Source organism: Kitasatospora sp. NPDC056076 (assembly GCF_042266305.1).
Taxonomy (GTDB): Bacteria; Actinomycetota; Actinomycetes; order Streptomycetales; family Streptomycetaceae; genus Kitasatospora.
The window spans coordinates 69,184-87,044 of the sequence record NZ_JBHJWG010000037.1 but is presented as its reverse complement, the minus strand read 5'-3'; the positions used below and the strand labels follow the sequence as shown (position 1 = coordinate 87,044).

Below are 17,861 nucleotides of genomic sequence, written 5' to 3'. Positions count from 1 at the left end.
TGGCGGGCGTCCTCGGCGTCGGCGCGGAGACGGCGCTCGCGCTCGTCGAGGTCGGTGTCGGTGGGCGGCGGGGTGTCGGTCACCGGGCACCGCCGACGCGGGCGTGGCGGGCGGCCTGCTGGAGGCCGAGGCGGCGCGCGAACATGGCGGGCTCGTCAGGGTGTTCGGCGAGGTTCCGCTGAACGGCGGCGTCGATTTCAGCGGCGACCTGCTCGCGGACCTCGGTGGCGTGGTCGTCGAGGAGGCGCTCGATGCGGGCGCGGGCGTCGGCGTACTCGGGGCCGGCGGGGTCCTCGCCGGTGAGGAGTTCGGCAAGGAGGGCGGCACGGGCGGTGTTCATGCGGGTCTCCGTGGTGGGTGTGTGTGGCGGCCGGTGGGTGCCGGCCGCCCGAGGTGGCTGGTGACCGATAAGCGGTTGGTCTCGTTGGTCGGGTGTGGGATCACGTAGTCGGCGGACGCTCGCTCAGGGGTCAAACCGGCCTGAGGACTGGGCGAATCGCGATATGACGGTGGCCGAGCAGCTGTGGTTCAACGAGAGGCATCCGGAACATCCTGTCGCCCGGTTGTTCAACGCTTTGCCGGCGTTACTCAAGATCGAGGCGGTAGATCGGCGCTCTGGCGGTGAGCCGTTTCTGTTTGTGCTGGAGGAGATGACGCTGGAGTACTTCGGGCGTTTGCCGCCTGCGGTCTGAATGGCGGCGGCTGTAACGGGCCGCCTTGGGGGCCGTGGGCGTGCGGGCGGCGCCCCTGGGAGCCTGGGGCTGTGCGCGGCCGTTGGTGGTCCGGTCCTGGCCGCGCACGGGGCCGTCAGGTGGCGGGCTGCCGGTGGGCGGCGAGTTCGGTCAGCAGGACGCGCCCGACTTCGCGGTTGGTCTTGGTGGCGGCGTGGGCCTCGGCCAGCTCGGCGGTGAGCCGCTGGACGTCCTCGGCGAGGAACCGAGCGGCCTGCTGGTTGGACAGGGCGACGGCGCGTTCGGTCGTCAGCTCGGCCTGGAGCTGCTCGGCAGCCTCGATGGCGCGGTCGCGGCCGTGCTCGGTGATGTCGAGGTGTTCGCGGGCGGTGCTGGCGCGGCGGCGGGCGGAGTGCCAGGCGGTGCGGAGCCGCTCGTTCTCGGCCTCCAGCTGCCGGACCCGGGCGAGCAGGGCGGGCACGTCCTGCCGGGCGTGGGCGATGAACTCGGCGTTGGCGCGGTCCGCCTCACCGTCGCCGTCGGTTCGGGCCACCCACGACGCGGGCGCGATGACTTCCGCGACGATCTCGCTGTCGTCGGTCGTCCACGGTCCTTCGGTGGCGGCGTCGAGGCGGGTCTGGATGGCGTCGAGGTCGAGGGGCTGGGGCTGGCTCATCGGGTGGTCTCCTCGGCGTCGAGGTAGGTGCGCTGGTCGAGGGCCCAGGGCTGGTTGCTGCAGGCGGTGCAGGGTCGGCCGGTGGGCCGGTCGGCGCGACCGCCGTGCTTGCCACACGCGGTGATCACGATGTGGGGGTCGCGGCTGGGGCGGACGATGTGGTCGACGCGGCCATCGACCAGGGCGACGCGGTCGTCCTCGTAGCGGTCGCGGTACACGGTGCGGCTCATCGGCTGGTTTCCTCGGTGGCGCCAGCCGCGACCAGGACGGGCTCCTGCTGGCTGTCGGGTTCGGTGGTGGCCGCGGCGGTCAGGGCGGGGGCGGGCTTCCCGGCCTTGGCGCGGTCGTAGGCGGCGATGCCCCAGATGATCGCGTGGCAGCACCACACGTAGTGCCACGCCCAGTCCCGGACGTCCCACTCGGTGGACTCGAAGGTGAACGGCTCCTCGCGGCCGGGCCGGTACTCGAACTGGCGGACGCCGGCGAGGGCTTCGCCCTCGTCCTCGATGCACCAGGTGGGCAGCTCGCCGAGCAGTTCGTCGTCGAGCTCTTCGTGCAGGCCAGCCAGGTAATCGGCGGTGACGTCGCCGGACTCCGCAAGGGCGGCCAGGTCGTCGGCGATGTGCTGGCGGAGGAGTTCCTCGGAGTACTCGCGGACGCCAGCGTGCCGGTCGGCGGCGTCGAGCTTCTCCTCCCAGTACTGGAGGTTGGGGCCGCCGCCCCACGCCGAGCGGCGGAAGAAGTCGAGCATGTCCTGGGTGCGGCTGAACGTGTAGCTGCCCATGTCGCCCTTGATGGTCAGGGTGCCGGGCCAGGTGATCAGGTCGAACCAGTGCGAGCTGTCGCCGGGGGCGAGGCACCGCAGGTGTCGGTAGAGGCCGTCGTCGTGGAGAACGGTGAGCTGGTGCTTGGCGACGTCGAGGCGGAAGCGGGCGGCAACACGCTGTTCGAGCGTGGGCTTCTTGGCGGTGGTCACGGTGGTCTCCTCAGGCGGCGGGTTGGGTGTGCTGGTGGACGAGCCAGGCGTCGGCCCGGCTGGGGTGGCTGCCGTCGGCGAGGCGGCGGCCGGTGGGGGTCCGGCAGGGGGTGCCGGGTTTGGCGCGGCAGGTGGGGACGGGGCAGGGGATGGCCCACTCGGGCGGCCGGTCGCCGTGGCGGCGGAGGCCCGGGGGCATCGGGGCACCCATCACGCGGCCTGGGCGGCGTCGGTGCGGGATCCGTGGTAGCCGGCCAGGCGCTTCCCGGAGGGGGTCCGGCACGGCTTGTGGGCGGCGGCTCGGCAGGCCCCGTTCGGACAGGCGATGTCGAGGGCGCTGCGGATCCTGGTCGTCGTCTCCCACGGCTCCGGCACGTCGTGCCCGACGCCGGCGGTCAGTTCCAGCACCGGCCGGGGGACTCCCGCGTACGGGAGCGCGGCCGGCCGGTGGCCGTCGACGGTGGCGGCGATCTGGGCGCGCAGGTTGCGGGTGAACTCGACGCCGGTCTCGCCGGGGGCGGGCTCGTACTGGAAGTAGTCGAGCCGGCCGGTCCGGGCCCGGCGAACCTCGGTGATGATCTCGGCGGGGGCGATCCACGGCTGACGGCGGGCGATCTCGACGGCGGCCTGCTTGCCGTCCTCGAAGGCGATGTCGACCAGGACGTCGCCCCACACGTCGGGGGTGTACTCGTCGAAGCGCTGCTGGGGGCACAGGGCGTGGACGTAGCGGGCGAGCGCAACGGCTTCGTCACGGTTCACGAGGGCTCCTGCATCAGGTTCTGGGCACGGGCCATGGCCCGGGTGAACATGTCGTCGGTCTGTTGCTGTTGACGGCTCTTGGGGGCCTCGGGGAGGCCGATGACGGCGGGCAGGTAGGTGACACCGTCCTGCTGTGCGGGGGCTTCGAGGGATCGCCAGCCGTCGACCCAGGCGGCCGCGGTGGCGGGGACGCCCTTGAGCCGGGCGGAGTTGATCGCGTAGGCGACCATCGCGGGGATGCCGACCCGGTCGACAGCTAGCCGGGTGTGCTCCCACTGCGACTCGCGCAGGGCCCAGCCGATGCCGGCGATCCCAGCGTTGGCGATCGCGGCTTTCAGATCGACGAGCCGGTCGGGGTAGGCCGCCGGTCGCTCGGCAGCAGCACCGTTCCTTCCGAAGGAAGGAACGGGGGAGGGGAGGGGCGGGGAGGGGACCACCGTCGCCCCCTGGAGGGTGTCACGCCGTGACGAACCCTCGTGACCTGCGGCGGAACCCTCAGACCGGGATTCGTTTTGGGGGTCAACCGGATCCCATCCGGAGCTCGGGTGAGTTTCACCTGAGTCTCGGGTGAGGTCCGGTTGAGCCTCGGTTCGGTCCTGTTTCTGGGCGTTGCGGCCCTTCTGCTGGCGCTTCCGGCCAGCCTCCCGGGCCGCCTCAACCTGGCTCTTGGACCGGTTGTAGAAGAGGTAGTCGTGCAGCGCGTACCCGTCCTCGGGCGGCTGCGGGCACCGCTTCGGGTCGCAGCCGTGCGGGGCGTCGTGCAGCATGCCGACCGCAACGAGCTTGGCGAGCTGGGCGGTGGTGCCGTAGCCGCGGGCCACGACGCCGTCGATGCAGCCGTTGGTGGAGTGCTTCGCACTGAACGCGCCGAGCCGACAGAACAGTCCCGCGGCGGCGTTGCCCGCCTTGCGGACCTTGGGGTGGCTGTCGAACCCATCGTCGACGGCGAACCACGGCATGTGCTGGTCTCCGGTCAGTTGGTGCTGGAAGGGTTGGTGGCCTGGGGCGGGGGACGGACACCCCGCCCCAGGCAGATCAGGCGAGGGCTCGGAGGCGTTGGTCGGCGAGTTCGCGGACGGTGCAGCGCGGGATCGCCTGTCGGAACGGCTCCCCGTGTTCGTCCCACGTGATGTAGCCGAGGGCCTGTTCGACGGTCTGCTCCGGGTCGACCATGCCAGCCAGGACCACGATCAAGGCCCGGAGCTCGTCGGTGCCGAGGTAGTTGATGTGGTTGCCGATGTCCCACGTGCCGCCGTCGCCGTGGACGATTGCGGACAGTCGGGCGGCCTTGAACACCATCCGCTCCGTGGTGGTGACGAGTTCGGCGGTCACTGGTCGCCGTCCTCGACGATCTCGCCCTCGTACGCGACGTTGTCCTCGGTGCTCGGCTCCCAGCTGGCCGAGGCCGGTGCGGGCACGAGGTTGTCGATGGCCATCTCGTCCTCGGCAGCGAGTCCGGAGACGTTGAACGCGCGTCGGAGGGCATGGGCCTCGGCGTTCTTGAGGGACATTTCCTGGGCGTAGGTGGCGTTTCCGCCGCGCGCCGGGTACCGGCCGGGGTACTGGAAGGGGTGGGTCATGTCCTTGCGGTAGACGGCGACTCGGGCCTTCCACTCGGTGCCGTCGTCAGAGAGGGTCGGCTCGTCGACGACGACGATGCCGTCGAGGCGGCCGGACTCGTGGGCGACGTGCAGGTAGCCGTCGCGGGTGATGAAGACGCCGCCCTTGGGGATGAGCACGACGTGCTTGAGGAGGGGGTCGAGGTTGTAGCGGCGGCAAACGGCGATGACGGCGTGGGACCGGGCGTCGTTGGCGTTGAGGCCGAGGTAAGAGAGGATCGCGCGGTCGTCGACGGCGAACGTGGCGGCGGCGGAGCGCTCGCGGGCGGCGAGGTCGGTGCTTCGCGCGGCCTGCTGGGCGATGGCGGCGCGGGTGTCGTCGAGGGTCACAGGTTCTCCTGGGGGATGCGGAGGGTCCGGCTGGGCGCTCCGCGGTACGGTTCGGGGTTGATGTCGGGGTCGGCGGCGAGGGCGGCGGCCTTCCACGAGATCTGGCCGGGGCGGGGCGCCCACTCGTAGGCGAGGTGTCCGCGGATGTGGACCTCGCGCGCCGGGCCGGCGATCGCCTTGAGCCTGTTCTCGGCGGCATCGAGGACGGCCTGGGGGCCAGCCATGGCGAGCAGGGCGTCTCGGCGTTCGCGGAGGAGGTGCTCGACCTCGACGGCGTCCGCGACGACCGACGTGGTCGTCGGCTCAGGGTGGAGACGGTTCAGGAGGTCGGTGCACGCCGCGGAGCCGGACACCGGCGGCGGGGTGCGGTGCTGCACCAACTCCCAGAACTCGCCACCGATCGCCCGCAGGCCTGTGATGGTGTCGTCGTCCCGGTCGACGCGGTGCACGATGGTGCGCTGGCCGCCGATTAGACAGGCGATGTAGCCGTAGGACCAGCCGGTGACGCCGAGGTAGTGCTGGACCTGCAGCCACGGACCGGTCGGCGGCTCGTCGAGCCACTCGTTCAGGGCGTACGAGGACCGGGTCTTGAGCTCGAGGACGCCGTACTCGCCGTCCTCCAGGGTGACCCTGTCCAGATTGGCGAGTGCCCACTCGGGGTCGAGTGCCCGGAGGGTGCCGGGGCTGGGGAAGGCCGGCAGGCCGGTGATGTCGGTGAACCGCTGGGCGACGATCGGCTCGAGCAGGTGGCCCATGAGGCCGGCCTCGGACAGGATCGTGTCGTCGCGCCGGGGCGCCGGGTTGCCGGTCTTGGTGTGCCAGATCTCCAGCGGCGACGTGTACTTGTCGAGTCCGCAGATCGCGGCGATGTCGGAGCCGCCGAGTCCGCCGAGCCGGGTCTCGTGCCAGGCCGGATCGTCGGGGCCGGAGCCCGGCGCGAGGACGACCCGCGCGCCGGACCGGTACAGGTACTCGCTCACGCCGCCGCCTTGCTGTTGCCGCCGGCGTTGATGGTGGCGAGGGTCTTGGCGTCGTAGCCGAGGGCGTCGTCGAGCTGCCGGAGGGCGCTCTCGCGGTCGCGCCGCAGCAGGCGGTTCTCCTCGCGCAGGCGGGCGATCTCCGCGACCATGTCGGCGTGGCCCTGGCGCTGGGCGGCGCGCATCTGGTCGAGGGCCTCCTCGGCGGTGTCGGCGCGGCGGATCGTGGCACGCAAGCGGGTCGCCAGCGTCAGGGCCTGCTCGCGGGCCTCGCGAAGGTCGATCTGCAGCCCGCGGACCCGGGCGTCGTCGGTGGTGGTGCGGCAGCCGAACAGGGTGCGGATGCTCATCAGGACTCCTCGGGGGTGCGCTGGCGGGGCAGGCTGGCGGTCGGCGGCCAGTGCTTGTGGATGGGGTGGCCGCAGCCGCACGGGCACAGGCGGCGCTGGACGGCGACCGAGCGGCGGTAGGCGCGGTAAGCGCGGGCCTCGGGCCGCATCCAGGCGTGGACGGCGAGGAACACGGCGCTGGCGGCGAACCAGGCGGCGGCGGTCACTTGGTGTCGGCCTTCGGCGTCGGGGCGGTCAGCGCGGCGACGATCAGCAGCGCGGCGTCCTGCGCGGTCGCGGTGTGGGCGATGCCCCCGCCGAGGACGGCCTCGAACAGGCCGCCGTGCTCGACGACGACACCGGCGAGACGGTTGTCCACGGCGGCGAACAGCGTCCAGTAGCGGCCGGCCGGGGTCTGTCCGGGGGACACCCACAGGTCGGTGCCGTTGATGGTGACGTCCGCGACGCCGGTGATCTCGGCGATGTTGGAGATGGCGATGGGGCGGCCGGTAGGCTGGCTCATGGCCTGCCTCCTTTTCGTGAGGTGTTGATCGGTGGGCCGTGGGCCTCGTTCGGGCGCAATCCGGCGGGGCCCGACCCATGTCAGGGGGATCAGGCAGCGCGACGCTTGCGCTTTGGAGGCTGGCCCTGGTCCTTGCCCTCCTTCTGCAGCGGAGGCAGAAGGCCGAGAAGCAGGACCAAGCGCCGGGCCTGTTCCGGTGTCGGGGGCCCATAGATCTCGAACAGGTTGGCGGCCATCAGCTGGCCGCCACTGCGGCGACCGGCATTCCGTGCCGACTGGCGTCGGTGCGTTCGACCGGTGCCCAAAGGATCAGCAAGTCGACGCCGATTCGACCGGACATGGACATCGCCACATCGGCGGTCACGGTCTCCTGTTCACCGGCGAGAAGCTTTCCGATGAAGCTGTGATGAACCTGCGCCAGGGCAGCCAGTTCGCGGGTGGTTGTGCGAGTGCCGTCTCCGGTGTGCTGCATCAGGTCGCGCAGCAGCCGAGGGGATCGGAGGCGGTACCGCAGCGTGAGGGTGTGGGACAAAGCGTCCTCCTGCAGCGGATCGCTCCCGTGTGGGAGTGGTCCAAGCATTGCACTGTGGGTGCATCCTGTCTACTCCTGGGGGATTTGCAGTCTGCTCCCGTGCTGCAGTGGCGTGAACACGGTCACACGACTCAATGTGCCCCTAGCGCGCCACCCCCGTGGGATAGACAATTTGTCCCCAGCGCGGAGTGAACGCCACGATGACCAGCGCGACAGATGGGGCGCGAGCGCCTCCAGGTAGACATCAGCGCAGAGGGTGGAGAGATGATGGCTGTCATGAGCGACGTGAAACGGGATGAGCTGTCCAGGCTGTGCCGTGAGCGCAGAGAAGAGCTGGGCCTCTCCATGGCTCAACTTGCTGCAGCCTCCGGCGATGACGCCATGGCGTCATCGTGGGTGGCCCGGCTGGAGACCGGCCAGCTCCGTGACATCCCGCGGCGGGAGCGGCTCGCGGCGCTCGCCAAGGGGCTCCGCCTCTCGTACCAGACTGTCGCCCGGGCGGCCGCAGCCCAGTTCCTCGACGTCGAGGATGACGCGGTGTGGTCCGCTGATGGGACCGTGCGTGTGGTGGTCGACCGCATGGGCGAAATGAATGAGACAGGCCGGCAGGAGCTTGCTCAGATCGCAGAGCTGTTCTCGCGAAGGCCTACGCACGGTTCGGGCACATGAGGATTCATCACGTCCGCATCTAGCGTGGTGTCAGTGGTGCGCGGCATGATGTCTGAACCGCCTGGGGGCGCCGACGTTTGCACCCTGGCCCCGCCATACCCTCACGCGGCGGGGCCCGCTACGAAGGGGGCCGTGTGCCGCACCTCAACATCCCGGACAGATCGCCGCTTGTGCGGATAGAGGTGGTTGATCATCTTCCTGACGGTCGACTGGTGGCGCGCATCGAGTCGCCTCACCAGACCGTGTTCATCGTTAACGGCGAGAACTTGCCCGACGGGTTCAAGCCGTACCTCGCGGAGTTCGAGGTTCTCATGCAGGAAGCGGTGGAGTCGCTCATGTGGCAGCGCAGTCCGCTTCCGCCCCCCGAGGCAGAGGACGAGACGCCTGATGAAGGCGCCGAGTAGCAAACCGGAAGCCCCGTCCGCTGGTTGCTCAGCGTGACGGGGCTTTTTGCTGCTCGACGGCTACCTGACTAGTGACATGTGGGCACGGCGACGTACGTCAGGAAGCTGCCGAAGCTGGTGACGCAGCCACTCGTCCACAGGTAGCGGAAGTCGCGGGAGGCGCGCCAGGGGGACAGGTCGGGCGCCAGCGAGCGCAGCAGGGTGCGCGCCCGACCGGCGGGCGGTGGTTCGTCGTCGTTCACGAACGACCATCCTCGGACGGTCGGTTCCCGACCCGCAACGGATTTATCACCAGCGCGTGAACGCCGGCGGTGAGGTGAGCCGGCCGGCGAGGTCGGCCAGCCGGTCCAGGGCGGAGCGGCGGCCGACCGGCTGCCCTGCGGCGGCACTGACCAGGTGCTGCGCCAGGTCGAAGGGCTCCTCGGCGGCGGTGCCGACGGCGAGCCGCTCGTGCGCGAGACCCGCGAGGTCGGCGAGACCCGCGAGGTCGGTGGGACCGGCCGGGGTGGTGGGGCCGGCGCCGTCCAGGGCCAGGACGGTCGCGCCCTGCCGGCGGGCGTGCTGCACCCGCTCCAGCAGCGGGGCACCGGCCGCGCCGGGGGCCACCACCAGCACGGTGGCGCCGCGCCCGGCCTCGGCGAGCCGCCGCAGACCGTGCGCCAGGTGGGCCGGGGCGGCGGCGGGCGGTGCGTGCCGCAGCAGGGTGGGCGCCAGCCGGGGGACGGCCGACCAGGCGGCCTCGTCCTCCAGGTGGGCGGCCAGGTGCCAGGGCTCGTACGCCTCGGTGCCGACCAGCAGCAGCTCACCGGCCCCGCGCCGGTCCACCGAGCGCCGCAGCGCACCGGCGAAGCCGCCGACCGCCTCCAACCAGCCGGTGCCCGTGAGTCGTTCACGAAGTGCCGAAACTCTCACTGCGTCCATGCGGGCCAGGATGTCGCGCCGGGCCCGCGGTTTGGGAAGATCGGCCCATGACTTCCCTCGATTCAGCGACAAACCCGGCCCACGAGCTGCCGGACGTCTCGCAGCTGGTGGTCGGTGTCCTCGGCGGCACCGGCGACCAGGGACGCGGCCTGGCCCTGCGGCTGGCCAAGGCCGGCCAGCAGGTGATCATCGGCTCCCGCGACGCCGCCCGGGCCGAGGCCTCGGCCGCCGAGCTGGGCCTCGGCGTGCGCGGTGCCGACAACGCCACCGTCGCCCGGGAGAGCGACGTGGTGATCATCGCGGTCCCGTGGGACGGCCACGCCGCCACCCTGACCGCGCTGCGCGAGGACCTCGCCGGAAAGATCGTCGTCGACTGCGTCAACCCGCTCGGCTTCGACAAGCAGGGCGCCTACGCGCTCAAGCCGGAGGAGGGCAGCGCCGCCCAGCAGGCCGCGGCCCTGCTGCCGGACTCCCGGGTCACCGCCGCCTTCCACCACCTCTCGGCGGTGCTGCTCCAGGACGAGTCGGTGGAGCGGATCGACACCGACGTCATGGTGCTCGGCGACGAGCGGGCCGCCACCGACGTCGTGCAGGCCCTGGCGGGCCGGATCCCCGGCATGCGCGGCGTCTTCGCGGGCCGGCTGCGCAACGCCCACCAGGTGGAGGCGCTGGTGGCGAACCTGATCTCGGTCAACCGCCGCTACAAGGCCCACGCGGGCCTGCGGATCACCGACGTGTAGCAGTCGGAGGTTCGTGTCGACCTCACCCCTGGACCCGCTCCGGAGGTGAGGTCGGCGACAATGGGTGGCGGCCGACCCCGGCCGTCCGCACCCGGTCCTAGGAGCTCCGCGCCATGCCTCGCACGTCCCTCTTCGCCCTGCTCGTCGTCGTCCTCGCGCTGGCGGCCGCCGTGGTCTCGATGGTCGAGGGCTTCTGGATCGGGCTGATCTGGCTCCCGCTGGCCGGTGTGGCGAGCAACGTGCTCTGGCTGAACCGGCGCAAGGCGAAGATCGCCGAGGCGGCGGCCGAGCAGGGCTAGTTCTTCCAGAAGCTGAACAGGTACCGGCCGACCGTCGCGTAGTCGGTGTCCACGCCGAACAGGCCCATCAGGTCGTGGACGATCCCGAAGAAGAACGTGTTCACCTCGGGCTGCCACAGCAGCGCGAACACGGCCAGCAGCCCGTACGGCGCGAACGGTTCCACCGCGCGCCGGGTCTTGTACGAGAGCCAGGGCTCGACGATCCCGTAGCCGTCCAGGCCCGGGACGGGCAGCAGGTTCAGCACCGCCGCGCTGATCTGCAGCAGGCCCAGGAAGCCGAGGGCGCAGGCGAAGGGCGAGACGTTGAGCTCGTAGCCGTTCCAGACCGCGTGCTGGTCCGAGCCGTCCAGCCACCCGGCGCCGACCGGGATCAGCAGGGCCGCCCCGATCACCAGGTTCACCAGCGGGCCGGCCGCCGAGATCAGGCTGTGCTTGAGCCGGCCCTGGATCCGGCTGCGCTCGATCCAGACCGAGCCGCCGGGCAGGCCGATGCCGCCGAGGATCACGAAGATGATCGGCAGCACGAAGCTGAGCAGGATGTTGGCGTACTTCAGCGGGTTGAGCGTGAGGTAGCCCTTGGCGCCGACGGTGATGTCGCCGCCGTGCAGGGCGGTGCGGGCGTGGGCGTACTCGTGCAGGCAGAGCGAGACCATCCAGCCCGAGACCACGAACAGGAACACCCCGAACGAGGCGTTGCCGTAGCCGGAGTACACCGCCCAGGCGGAGGTGCCCAGGGTGGCGAGGAGCACCCAGAACACCGGACTGATCCGGCGGTCCTCGCTGCGGGAGCGCGGCGTGGCGGCGAAGGTCATCTGTGGGTGCTCCGTGGGCAGAGGGAAGGGGGATACCGGCTGGGACCGATCATGCCGGGCGGGCCGGTGGCCGGACAAGCGGCCCAGGGTGAACGTCCGAGGGGAGGCGTCCGGTTCCGACGGGGCCGGGGGCGGGGGGAGGGGACGGCACAATTGTGCGGCCACGCCGCCGTCCATCGACCAGAATGGTCCGGTGCACTACGGCATCCTCGGTACCACCACGGCCCACCACGACGACGGCACGCCGGTCCCCCTCGGCGGGGCCAGGCTGCGGGCGCTGCTCACCGCGCTGGCCCTGCGGCAGGGCCGGCCGGTCCCGGCCGACCTGCTGGTGGACGAGGTGTGGGACGCCGAGCCACCGCAGGACTCCTCCGCGGCCCTGCAGACCCTGGTCGGCCGGCTGCGCCGCACCATCGGCCGGGAGCGGGTCGGCTCCGGGCCGGCCGGGTACTGGCTGGCCGAGCCGGCCACCGACCTCGCCGACTTCCAGCGGCTGAGCACCGAGGGCCGGCACGCCCTCGACGCCGGTGACAGCGCGCTGGCCGCCGAGCGGCTGCGCGCCGCCCTGGCGCTGTGGCGCGGTCCCGCGCTGGCCGACCTGCCCGACCGCGCCGCCGCGGCCGCCCGGCTGGAGGCCCAGCGGGACGAGGCCCGCCGGCACCGGATAACCGCGGACCTCGGCCTGGGCCGGGCCGCCGAGCTGGTCGCCGAACTGGCCGAGCTGTGCGAACGGCAGCCGCTGGACGAGCCCTTGCAGCTGCTGATGCTGCGGGCGCTGCACGGGAGCGGCCGTACCGCCGAGGCACTGCGCCACTACGAGCGCACCCGGCGCTCCCTGGCGGACGAGCTCGGCGTCGACCCCGGCCGTCAACTCCGGTACTGCTATGCCGAGTTGCTCGGATCCTCCGAGCCGGATCCGGCCCCGGCAGCGCCCCCGCCCCCGGCAGCGCCCCCGGTCGCCGCCCCGGTCCGACCGCACGAGCCGCAGCTCCTGGCCCCGGCGCCCCAACTCCCGCGCGCCACCGGGAACCTGCGCGGCCGGCTGACCAGCTTCGTCGGCCGGGAGGGCGATCTCACCGCCCTGCGCGGCCTGGTGGCGACGAGCCGGCTGGTCACCCTGACCGGTCCGGGCGGCTCCGGCAAGACCCGGCTGTCGGTCGAGGCCGGTCGCGCCGAACAGTCCGCCGGGCACTGGCCGGACGGTGTCTGGCTGGCCGAACTCGCCCCGCTGGAGAGCCCGGAGGCCGTTCCGGCCGCCGTGGTCTCCGCGCTCGGGATGCGCGAGATCGTGCTGCACGCCAGCAGCATGGTCGCCGAGGTGATGGAGAAGCGCGCCCAGGACCCGGTGCGCCGGCTGGTCGAGTACTGCGGCCAGCGCCGGATGCTGCTGGTCCTGGACAACTGTGAGCACCTGATCCAGGCCGCCGCCGACCTGGTGGACACGCTGCTCGCCGAGTGCCCCGGGCTGACCGTGGTCGCCACCAGCCGTGAGCCGCTCGGCGTCCCCGGGGAGACCGTCGTGCCGGTCGAGCCGCTGCCCGACCCGGTGGCGCTGCGGCTGCTCACCGAGCGGGCGGCGGCCGCCCGTCCGGGCTTCGACCCGCAGAGCGACCCGGAGGCCTGCGCCGAGATCTGCCGTCGGCTGGACGGCCTGCCGCTGGCCATCGAACTGGCCGCCGCCCGGCTGCGGGTGATGACGGCCCGGCAGATCGCCGACCGCCTGGACGGCCGCTTCGCCCTGCTCACGGCCGGCAGCCGCACCCTGCTGCCGCGCCAGCAGACGCTGCGCGCGGTGGTCGACTGGAGCTGGGAGCTGCTGGGCAAGCGGGAGCGGGCGGTGCTGCGCCGGCTCTCGGTGTTCGCGGGCGGCTGGCAGCTGGAGGACGCCGAGCCGATCTGCGCCGACGGCACCGAGGTGGTCGCCGTGGAGGTCGCCGACCTGCTGCTCTCCCTGGTCGACAAGTCCCTGCTGGTGGCCGATCTGGCCGACGACGGCGTCCAGCCGCGCTACCGGATGCTGGAGACCATCCACGAGTACGCCACCGAGCGGCTCGCCGAGTCCGCCGCCGAGCGCGACGCCACCGGCGCCCGCCACCTGGCGCACTTCCGCGCGCTGGTCGCCACCGCCGACCAGAACATCCACGGCCCGCGGCAGCTGCACTGGCTGACGGTGCTGGACCGGGAGCAGGACAACATCCGGGCGGCGCTGCGCCGGGCGATCGACCTCGCGGACGAGCAGCAGGCGCTGGTCATCGCCGTCGGCCTGGGCTGGTACTGGTCGCTGCGCGGCTACAGCCTGGAGGCCCGCGGCTGGTACACCGCGATCGCCGCGCTCGGCCCGGACCCGTTCGGCCCGGACGCCCCGGCGCCGGTGCCGTTGGAGCACAACGTGCTCTCGTACGACCTGCCGATGCCCGACGGGGTGGTCGAGGAGGCCCGCCGGCTGGTCGCGATGTTCCTGCTGCTCGGGATGTTCGAGGGGAACCTGGACATCCTGGGCGACGCCGGTGCGGTCCGGACGGCGGAGCGGCTGCTGGACACCTACACCACCGAGCTGCCGCAGGCCTACCGGTTCCCGGCGCTGATGCGGGTGTTCGCGGCCTTCCTGGCCGGCCGCCTGGAGCTGATGAAGAGCCTGCTGGACGACGCGGTCCGGGGCTGCGAGCTGTACGGCGACCCGTACGACCTGGCGTTCGCCCTCCAGGTCCGGGCCAGGATGCTGAACGACTGGCCGGACGGCGAGGAGCAGGGCGTCCGGGACGGTCTGCGCGCCCTGGAGCTGTTCGAGGAGGCCGGTGACCTCTGGGGGGTGTCCCAGGCGCTGGCGGTGCGCGGTGAGTCGCTGGCCATCCGGGGTGACTCCCGGGGCGCCGCCGACGCGTACGAGCGGGCGATCCGGCTGGCCGAGGAGCTGGGCGCGCCGCACGAGGTGCCGATGCTGCGGGTGAGCCTGGGCAGCGCCCTGCTGGAACAGGACACGGAGCGCGGGGAGCGGATCGTCCGGGAGGCGTTGGCCGCCATCGACGGCACGGGCCTCAACGAGTCCACCACCGGTGCCCTGCTGATCGGCCACCTGACGCTCAGCGGCCTCCACGCCCAGCGCGGCGACTTCCAGCAGGCCCTGGACGGGCTGGACGCGCTGGAGGGGATCGGCATGGGCGGCTTCATGCCGGGTGTCGTGGGCGGGCTGCTGGTCAGCACCCGGGGCTGGATCACGGCTCGGGCCGGGGATCCGGACGCGGGGCTCGCCCTGCTGTGCGAGGGTCGTCGGATGCTCCTCTCGGTGACCATGGCGGCCGGTTTCGCCGAGCAGATGACGGTCATGGTGGTGCCGGCCGTGATCGGCGTGCTGCGCTCCTTCGCGGAGCGGGACGGCGACCTGGAGCGGGCCCGGCGGGCGGTGGTGCTGCTCGGCGCGCACAAGGGCCTGAACGGTCCCAAGGGCGGCTACCTGGACAAGGTGGAGCGGGAGCGGTCGTCCGCCGCCCTGCGGGGGCTGCTGGGCGACGCCGCGTACGAGGCGGCGTACGCCGTGGGCGAGGCGATGGCTCCGGAGCAGACCCAGGCGATGCTGTCCGAGCTGCTCGCCTGAGACGCCCGGAGGGCGGTCGCCCGGTGCCCGTCCCCTGGTCACCGGCCGACCGCCCGTTCGTCCCGGGCGGCGTCCTGTCCACGGTCGCCGCCCGGCCCTCGTCCCCGGCCCGCTCAGGTCCGCTTGCGGAAGCGGGCCACCGCGAGCGGGGCGAAGATCGCGGTCGAGGCGGCGGACCAGATCAGCACGATCATCACCGGGTGGGCCACCGCCCCCTCCCCGTTGAGCAGCGCACGGGAGGCGTCGGCCAGTGCGGACAGCGGGTTGACCTTGGTGAAGGCCTGGAGCCAGCCCGGCATGGTGCTGGTCGGGGCGAAGATCGAGCTGCCGAACTGCATCGGCATCAGGACCAGCATGGAGACGCCCTGGACGGCCTGGGCGCTCTTCATCGACATGCCCAGCAGCATCGAGATCCAGACGATCGACATGCCGAACACCAGCGACAGGCCGACCGCGGCCAGCAGCTCCGGAACGCCGGTCTTGAGCTCGAAGCCGAGGATGAAGGCGAAGGTCAGCAGGATCAGCGAGGAGAGCAGGGCCCGCAGCGTCTCCGCCACGATCTTGGAGAGCAGCACGGAGGCCCGGCCGATCGGCAGGGTCCGGAAGCGGTCCATCACCCCGCTCTGGAAGTCGGTGTTCAGGCCGGTGCCGACGGCCAGCGCCAGCGTCATGCCGGTCTGTCCGAGCAGCCCGGGGATCATGAACTGCTTGTACTTGTCCTGGTCGCCGCCCATCATGGCGCCGCCGAAGACGTAGACGAACAGCACGGTGAAGACGATCGGCATCAGCACGGCGTCGAACATCGACTCCGGGTCGGCCTTGATCCGCATCAGGTTGCGGCGGGTCAGCGCGCCGATGTGGCGCAGGGTGGCGGCCGGGCCGATCCGGGTCTCGTCGGCCGCCGGGTCCCGGAGCGCGGCGGGGGTGAGGGTGGCGGTGGTCATGCGACGGGCTCCTTGACGAGGGCGTCGGCGGCCGCGGCGGTCGCGTCGGCGGCGGGCTTGCCGGTGATGGCGAGGAAGACCTCGTCCAGGCTGGGCACCTTGGTGTCGATGCCGGCGATCGCGAAGCCGCGGCCGCCGAGCACCCCGATCACGGCGGTGAGCTGCTCCTCGCCGGTGAGCGGCACCGCGAGCAGGCCGTCGTCGGGGGAGAAGGTGGCGGAGGCGACGCCGTTCTCGTGCAGGCAGCGGGCCATCTCCGGCAGTTCGGCCGGGTGGGCGGGGCGGACCTGGAGGATCTGGCCGCCGACCTTGGCCTTGAGCTCGGCGACGCCGCCGGCGGCGATCACCTTGCCCCGGTCGATGACGGTCAGCTCGTCGGCGAGCTGCTCGGCCTCCTCCATGTACTGGGTGGTCAGCAGCACGGTGCTGCCCTCGGCGACCATCCGCTGCACCTCGTCCCAGACCTCGTTGCGGGTGCGCGGGTCCAGGCCGGTGGTGGGCTCGTCCAGGTAGAGCACCCGGGGGCGGCCCATCATGCTGGCGGCCAGGTCGAGGCGCCGGCGCATGCCGCCGGAGTAGGTCTTGGCGATCCGCTTGGCGGCGTCGGTGAGCGAGAAGCGCTCCAGGAGCTCGGCGGCCCGGGCCTTGGCCTCCCGGCTGGGGAGGTCGAGCAGCCGGCCGATCAGGTAGAGGTTCTCGTAGCCGGAGAGCAGCTCGTCCACGGAGGCGTACTGGCCGGTCAGGCCGATGGTGCGGCGCAGTTGCTTGGGCTGGCGCAGGACGTCGTAGCCGCCGACGAACGCGCTGCCGGCGTCCGGCTTGATCAGCGTGGAGAGGACCCGCACCAGGGTGGTCTTGCCGGCGCCGTTGGGGCCGAGCAGGGCGAGGACGGTGCCTTCGCGGACGGTGAGGTCGACGCCGTCGAGGGCCTTGGTGGTGCCGAAGTGCTTGACGATGCCGTGGACCTCGACGGCGTTCCCGGCTGTTCCCCGCGTGTTCGGGGCGGTCGCGATTCCTGTCATGCCCCCAGGTTGTCCGCCCCGGCTGTCAGCCCCCTGTCGCCCGCCCGCCCCGGCTGTCAGCCCGCTGTCACGGCCCTCGGCGGCATGACAGCGCCCCTGCTCCGAGCGGCTCGGAGCAGGGGCGGGGGAGCCGTCCGTCAGTGGAAGCTGTGCTCCGCGGCCGGGAAGGCCCCGGTGCGGACCTCCTCGGCGAACTCGCGGGCGGCGTCGCCGAGGACGCCGCGCAGGTTCGCGTACTTCTTGACGAACTTGGGCACCCGGCCCGCGGTCATGCCGGCCATGTCGGTCCAGACCAGCACCTGGGCGTCGGTCTCCGGGCCGCCGCCGATGCCGACGGTGGGGATCGCCAGCTGCTCGGTGACCTGGGCGGCCAGCTCGGCCGGGACGGCCTCCAGCACCACGGAGAAGGCGCCGGACTGCTGGACGGCCTTGGCGTCGCGGAGCAGCTGGTGGGCGGCCTCGTCGCCGCGGCCCTGGACGGGGTAGCCGCCGAGGGCGTGCACCGACTGCGGGGTGAGGCCGATGTGGGCCATCACCGGGACGCCGGCCTCGACCAGCAGCTCGATGGAGCGGGCGCTGCGCTCGCCGCCTTCCAGCTTGACCGCGCCGACCCCGGCCTCCTTCATCAGCCGGGCCGCGTTGTGCATGGCCTGGGCGGGTGACTCCTGGTAGGAGCCGAACGGCAGGTCGGCGACGATCATGGCGCGCTGGGTGCCGCGGACAACGGCGGCGGAGAGCATCACCATCTGATCCATGGTCACCGGCACGGTGGTCTCGTAGCCGAGGTGGCAGTTGCCGGCCGAGTCGCCGACGAGCAGGACGGGGATCCCGGCCTCGTCGAACACGCCCGCGGTGAGGGCGTCGTAGGCGGTGAGCATCGCCCACTTCTCGCCGCGCTGCTTGGCGGTGGCGAGGTCGCGGACGGTGACGCGGCGGTTGGTGACCCCGCCGTAGAGGCCGGCGGTCGACGCCTGGTTCTGGGCAGGCGAAGGCGAAGAAGCGTTCATCGAACGGACTCCTGAAGGGTTGTCGTCTCGTGGCGCCGTACGGCGTCCCCGGATCACCT

26 protein-coding genes are annotated in these 17,861 nt (G+C 72.3%); 6 read left to right on the top strand and 20 right to left on the bottom strand.

The genetic code is table 11. The features are described 5' to 3' along the window. Window positions 1–79: 79 nt before the first annotated feature. Entirely contained in the window at window positions 80–340 is a 261-nt protein-coding gene (locus ACFC1T_RS27350) for a hypothetical protein (RefSeq protein WP_375892684.1), read from the bottom strand. A 169-nt stretch (window positions 341–509) separates the two neighbouring features. On the opposite strand from ACFC1T_RS27350, the gene ACFC1T_RS27345 reads away from it, so the two are divergent. Next, a complete protein-coding gene (locus tag ACFC1T_RS27345) occupies window positions 510–692 on the top strand; it encodes a hypothetical protein (RefSeq protein ID WP_375892682.1) in 183 nt (60 codons plus the stop codon). 115 nt (window positions 693–807) lie between these two features. Here ACFC1T_RS27345 and ACFC1T_RS27340 read toward each other — a convergent pair whose 3' ends face one another. The 13 genes from ACFC1T_RS27340 to ACFC1T_RS27280 form a co-directional block, all read right to left on the bottom strand. Next, window positions 808–1,347: a hypothetical protein gene (locus tag ACFC1T_RS27340; protein ID WP_375892680.1), complete on the bottom strand. Its 540-nt coding sequence runs from the start codon at window positions 1,345–1,347 to the stop codon at window positions 808–810. Continuing rightward, window positions 1,344–1,577: a hypothetical protein gene (locus tag ACFC1T_RS27335; protein WP_375892679.1), complete on the bottom strand. Its 234-nt coding sequence runs from the start codon at window positions 1,575–1,577 to the stop codon at window positions 1,344–1,346. The genes ACFC1T_RS27340 and ACFC1T_RS27335 overlap by 4 nt, the downstream gene beginning before the upstream one ends. Further along, entirely contained in the window at window positions 1,574–2,323 is a 750-nt protein-coding gene (locus tag ACFC1T_RS27330) for a hypothetical protein (protein WP_375892677.1), read from the bottom strand. Before ACFC1T_RS27330 ends, ACFC1T_RS27335 begins: the two co-directional genes overlap by 4 nt. Before the next feature lie 10 nt (window positions 2,324–2,333). Next, window positions 2,334–2,522 carry a hypothetical protein gene (locus tag ACFC1T_RS27325; protein WP_375892676.1) on the bottom strand — a complete coding sequence of 63 codons (189 nt, stop codon included), beginning with the start codon at window positions 2,520–2,522 and terminating at the stop codon, window positions 2,334–2,336. Between the two features lie 11 nt (window positions 2,523–2,533). Continuing rightward, window positions 2,534–3,082 carry a hypothetical protein gene (locus ACFC1T_RS27320; RefSeq protein ID WP_375892674.1) on the bottom strand — a complete coding sequence of 183 codons (549 nt, stop codon included), beginning with the start codon at window positions 3,080–3,082 and terminating at the stop codon, window positions 2,534–2,536. Further along, window positions 3,079–4,041 carry a hypothetical protein gene (locus ACFC1T_RS27315; protein ID WP_375892672.1) on the bottom strand — a complete coding sequence of 321 codons (963 nt, stop codon included), beginning with the start codon at window positions 4,039–4,041 and terminating at the stop codon, window positions 3,079–3,081. The genes ACFC1T_RS27320 and ACFC1T_RS27315 overlap by 4 nt, the downstream gene beginning before the upstream one ends. A 76-nt stretch (window positions 4,042–4,117) precedes the next feature. Then, window positions 4,118–4,414 carry a hypothetical protein gene (locus tag ACFC1T_RS27310; protein ID WP_375892671.1) on the bottom strand — a complete coding sequence of 99 codons (297 nt, stop codon included), beginning with the start codon at window positions 4,412–4,414 and terminating at the stop codon, window positions 4,118–4,120. After that, entirely contained in the window at window positions 4,411–5,031 is a 621-nt protein-coding gene (locus ACFC1T_RS27305; RefSeq protein WP_375892669.1) for a recombinase RecT, read from the bottom strand. The genes ACFC1T_RS27310 and ACFC1T_RS27305 overlap by 4 nt, the downstream gene beginning before the upstream one ends. Then, a complete protein-coding gene (locus tag ACFC1T_RS27300) occupies window positions 5,028–6,011 on the bottom strand; it encodes a YqaJ viral recombinase family protein (protein WP_375892667.1) in 984 nt (327 codons plus the stop codon). The genes ACFC1T_RS27305 and ACFC1T_RS27300 overlap by 4 nt, the downstream gene beginning before the upstream one ends. After that, a complete protein-coding gene (locus tag ACFC1T_RS27295) occupies window positions 6,008–6,358 on the bottom strand; it encodes a hypothetical protein (RefSeq protein ID WP_375892665.1) in 351 nt (116 codons plus the stop codon). Before ACFC1T_RS27295 ends, ACFC1T_RS27300 begins: the two co-directional genes overlap by 4 nt. Next, entirely contained in the window at window positions 6,358–6,564 is a 207-nt protein-coding gene (locus ACFC1T_RS27290) for a hypothetical protein (protein WP_375892663.1), read from the bottom strand. The genes ACFC1T_RS27295 and ACFC1T_RS27290 overlap by 1 nt, the downstream gene beginning before the upstream one ends. Next, window positions 6,561–6,860 carry a hypothetical protein gene (locus ACFC1T_RS27285; protein WP_375892662.1) on the bottom strand — a complete coding sequence of 100 codons (300 nt, stop codon included), beginning with the start codon at window positions 6,858–6,860 and terminating at the stop codon, window positions 6,561–6,563. Before ACFC1T_RS27285 ends, ACFC1T_RS27290 begins: the two co-directional genes overlap by 4 nt. Window positions 6,861–7,095: 235 nt before the next feature. After that, window positions 7,096–7,392, bottom strand: coding sequence for an XRE family transcriptional regulator (locus ACFC1T_RS27280; RefSeq protein ID WP_375892660.1), 297 nt, complete (start codon window positions 7,390–7,392; stop codon window positions 7,096–7,098). 276 nt (window positions 7,393–7,668) lie between these two features. Here ACFC1T_RS27280 and ACFC1T_RS27275 point away from each other — a divergent pair, with 276 nt between their 5' ends. Beyond that, window positions 7,669–8,061: a helix-turn-helix domain-containing protein gene (locus tag ACFC1T_RS27275; protein WP_375892659.1), complete on the top strand. Its 393-nt coding sequence runs from the start codon at window positions 7,669–7,671 to the stop codon at window positions 8,059–8,061. A gap of 134 nt (window positions 8,062–8,195) precedes the next feature. After that, window positions 8,196–8,465 (top strand): hypothetical protein, encoded by a 270-nt coding sequence (locus ACFC1T_RS27270; protein WP_375892657.1) that lies wholly within the window; start codon window positions 8,196–8,198, stop codon window positions 8,463–8,465. Window positions 8,466–8,533: 68 nt separating this feature from the next. Here the strand turns inward: ACFC1T_RS27270 and ACFC1T_RS27265 are convergent, their stop codons facing one another. Next, complete coding sequence (locus tag ACFC1T_RS27265) at window positions 8,534–8,707, bottom strand: hypothetical protein (RefSeq protein WP_375892655.1); 174 nt, start codon at window positions 8,705–8,707, stop codon at window positions 8,534–8,536. 46 nt (window positions 8,708–8,753) lie between these two features. Further along, window positions 8,754–9,386, bottom strand: a complete 633-nt coding sequence (locus ACFC1T_RS27260) for a hypothetical protein (RefSeq protein WP_375892653.1) — start codon at window positions 9,384–9,386, stop codon at window positions 8,754–8,756. Window positions 9,387–9,433: 47 nt separating this feature from the next. Here ACFC1T_RS27260 and npdG point away from each other — a divergent pair, with 47 nt between their 5' ends. Both npdG and ACFC1T_RS27250 read left to right on the top strand, forming a co-directional pair. Continuing rightward, on the top strand, window positions 9,434–10,126 hold the full coding sequence (gene npdG, locus ACFC1T_RS27255; protein WP_375892651.1) for an NADPH-dependent F420 reductase: 693 nt from the start codon (window positions 9,434–9,436) through the stop codon (window positions 10,124–10,126). 113 nt (window positions 10,127–10,239) lie between these two features. Beyond that, window positions 10,240–10,425 (top strand): hypothetical protein, encoded by a 186-nt coding sequence (locus tag ACFC1T_RS27250; protein ID WP_375892649.1) that lies wholly within the window; start codon window positions 10,240–10,242, stop codon window positions 10,423–10,425. Here the strand turns inward: ACFC1T_RS27250 and ACFC1T_RS27245 are convergent. Further along, a complete protein-coding gene (locus tag ACFC1T_RS27245; RefSeq protein WP_375892647.1) occupies window positions 10,422–11,237 on the bottom strand; it encodes a site-2 protease family protein in 816 nt (271 codons plus the stop codon). The genes ACFC1T_RS27250 and ACFC1T_RS27245 overlap by 4 nt on opposite strands. A gap of 193 nt (window positions 11,238–11,430) precedes the next feature. Between ACFC1T_RS27245 and ACFC1T_RS27240 the strand changes: the two genes are divergently transcribed. Further along, the gene (locus ACFC1T_RS27240) at window positions 11,431–14,829 is read left to right on the top strand and encodes a BTAD domain-containing putative transcriptional regulator (protein ID WP_375892645.1); all 3,399 of its coding nucleotides are present in this window, start codon (window positions 11,431–11,433) and stop codon (window positions 14,827–14,829) included. A 113-nt stretch (window positions 14,830–14,942) separates the two neighbouring features. Here ACFC1T_RS27240 and ACFC1T_RS27235 read toward each other — a convergent pair whose 3' ends face one another. From ACFC1T_RS27235 to panB, 3 genes are all read right to left on the bottom strand, one after another. Next, on the bottom strand, window positions 14,943–15,773 hold the full coding sequence (locus ACFC1T_RS27235) for an ABC transporter permease (protein WP_375892643.1): 831 nt from the start codon (window positions 15,771–15,773) through the stop codon (window positions 14,943–14,945). Further along, window positions 15,770–16,795, bottom strand: a complete 1,026-nt coding sequence (locus ACFC1T_RS27230; protein WP_375892642.1) for an ATP-binding cassette domain-containing protein — start codon at window positions 16,793–16,795, stop codon at window positions 15,770–15,772. The genes ACFC1T_RS27235 and ACFC1T_RS27230 overlap by 4 nt, the downstream gene beginning before the upstream one ends. A gap of 137 nt (window positions 16,796–16,932) precedes the next feature. After that, complete coding sequence (gene panB / locus ACFC1T_RS27225; RefSeq protein WP_375892640.1) at window positions 16,933–17,802, bottom strand: 3-methyl-2-oxobutanoate hydroxymethyltransferase; 870 nt, start codon at window positions 17,800–17,802, stop codon at window positions 16,933–16,935. Window positions 17,803–17,861: the final 59 nt, after the last annotated feature.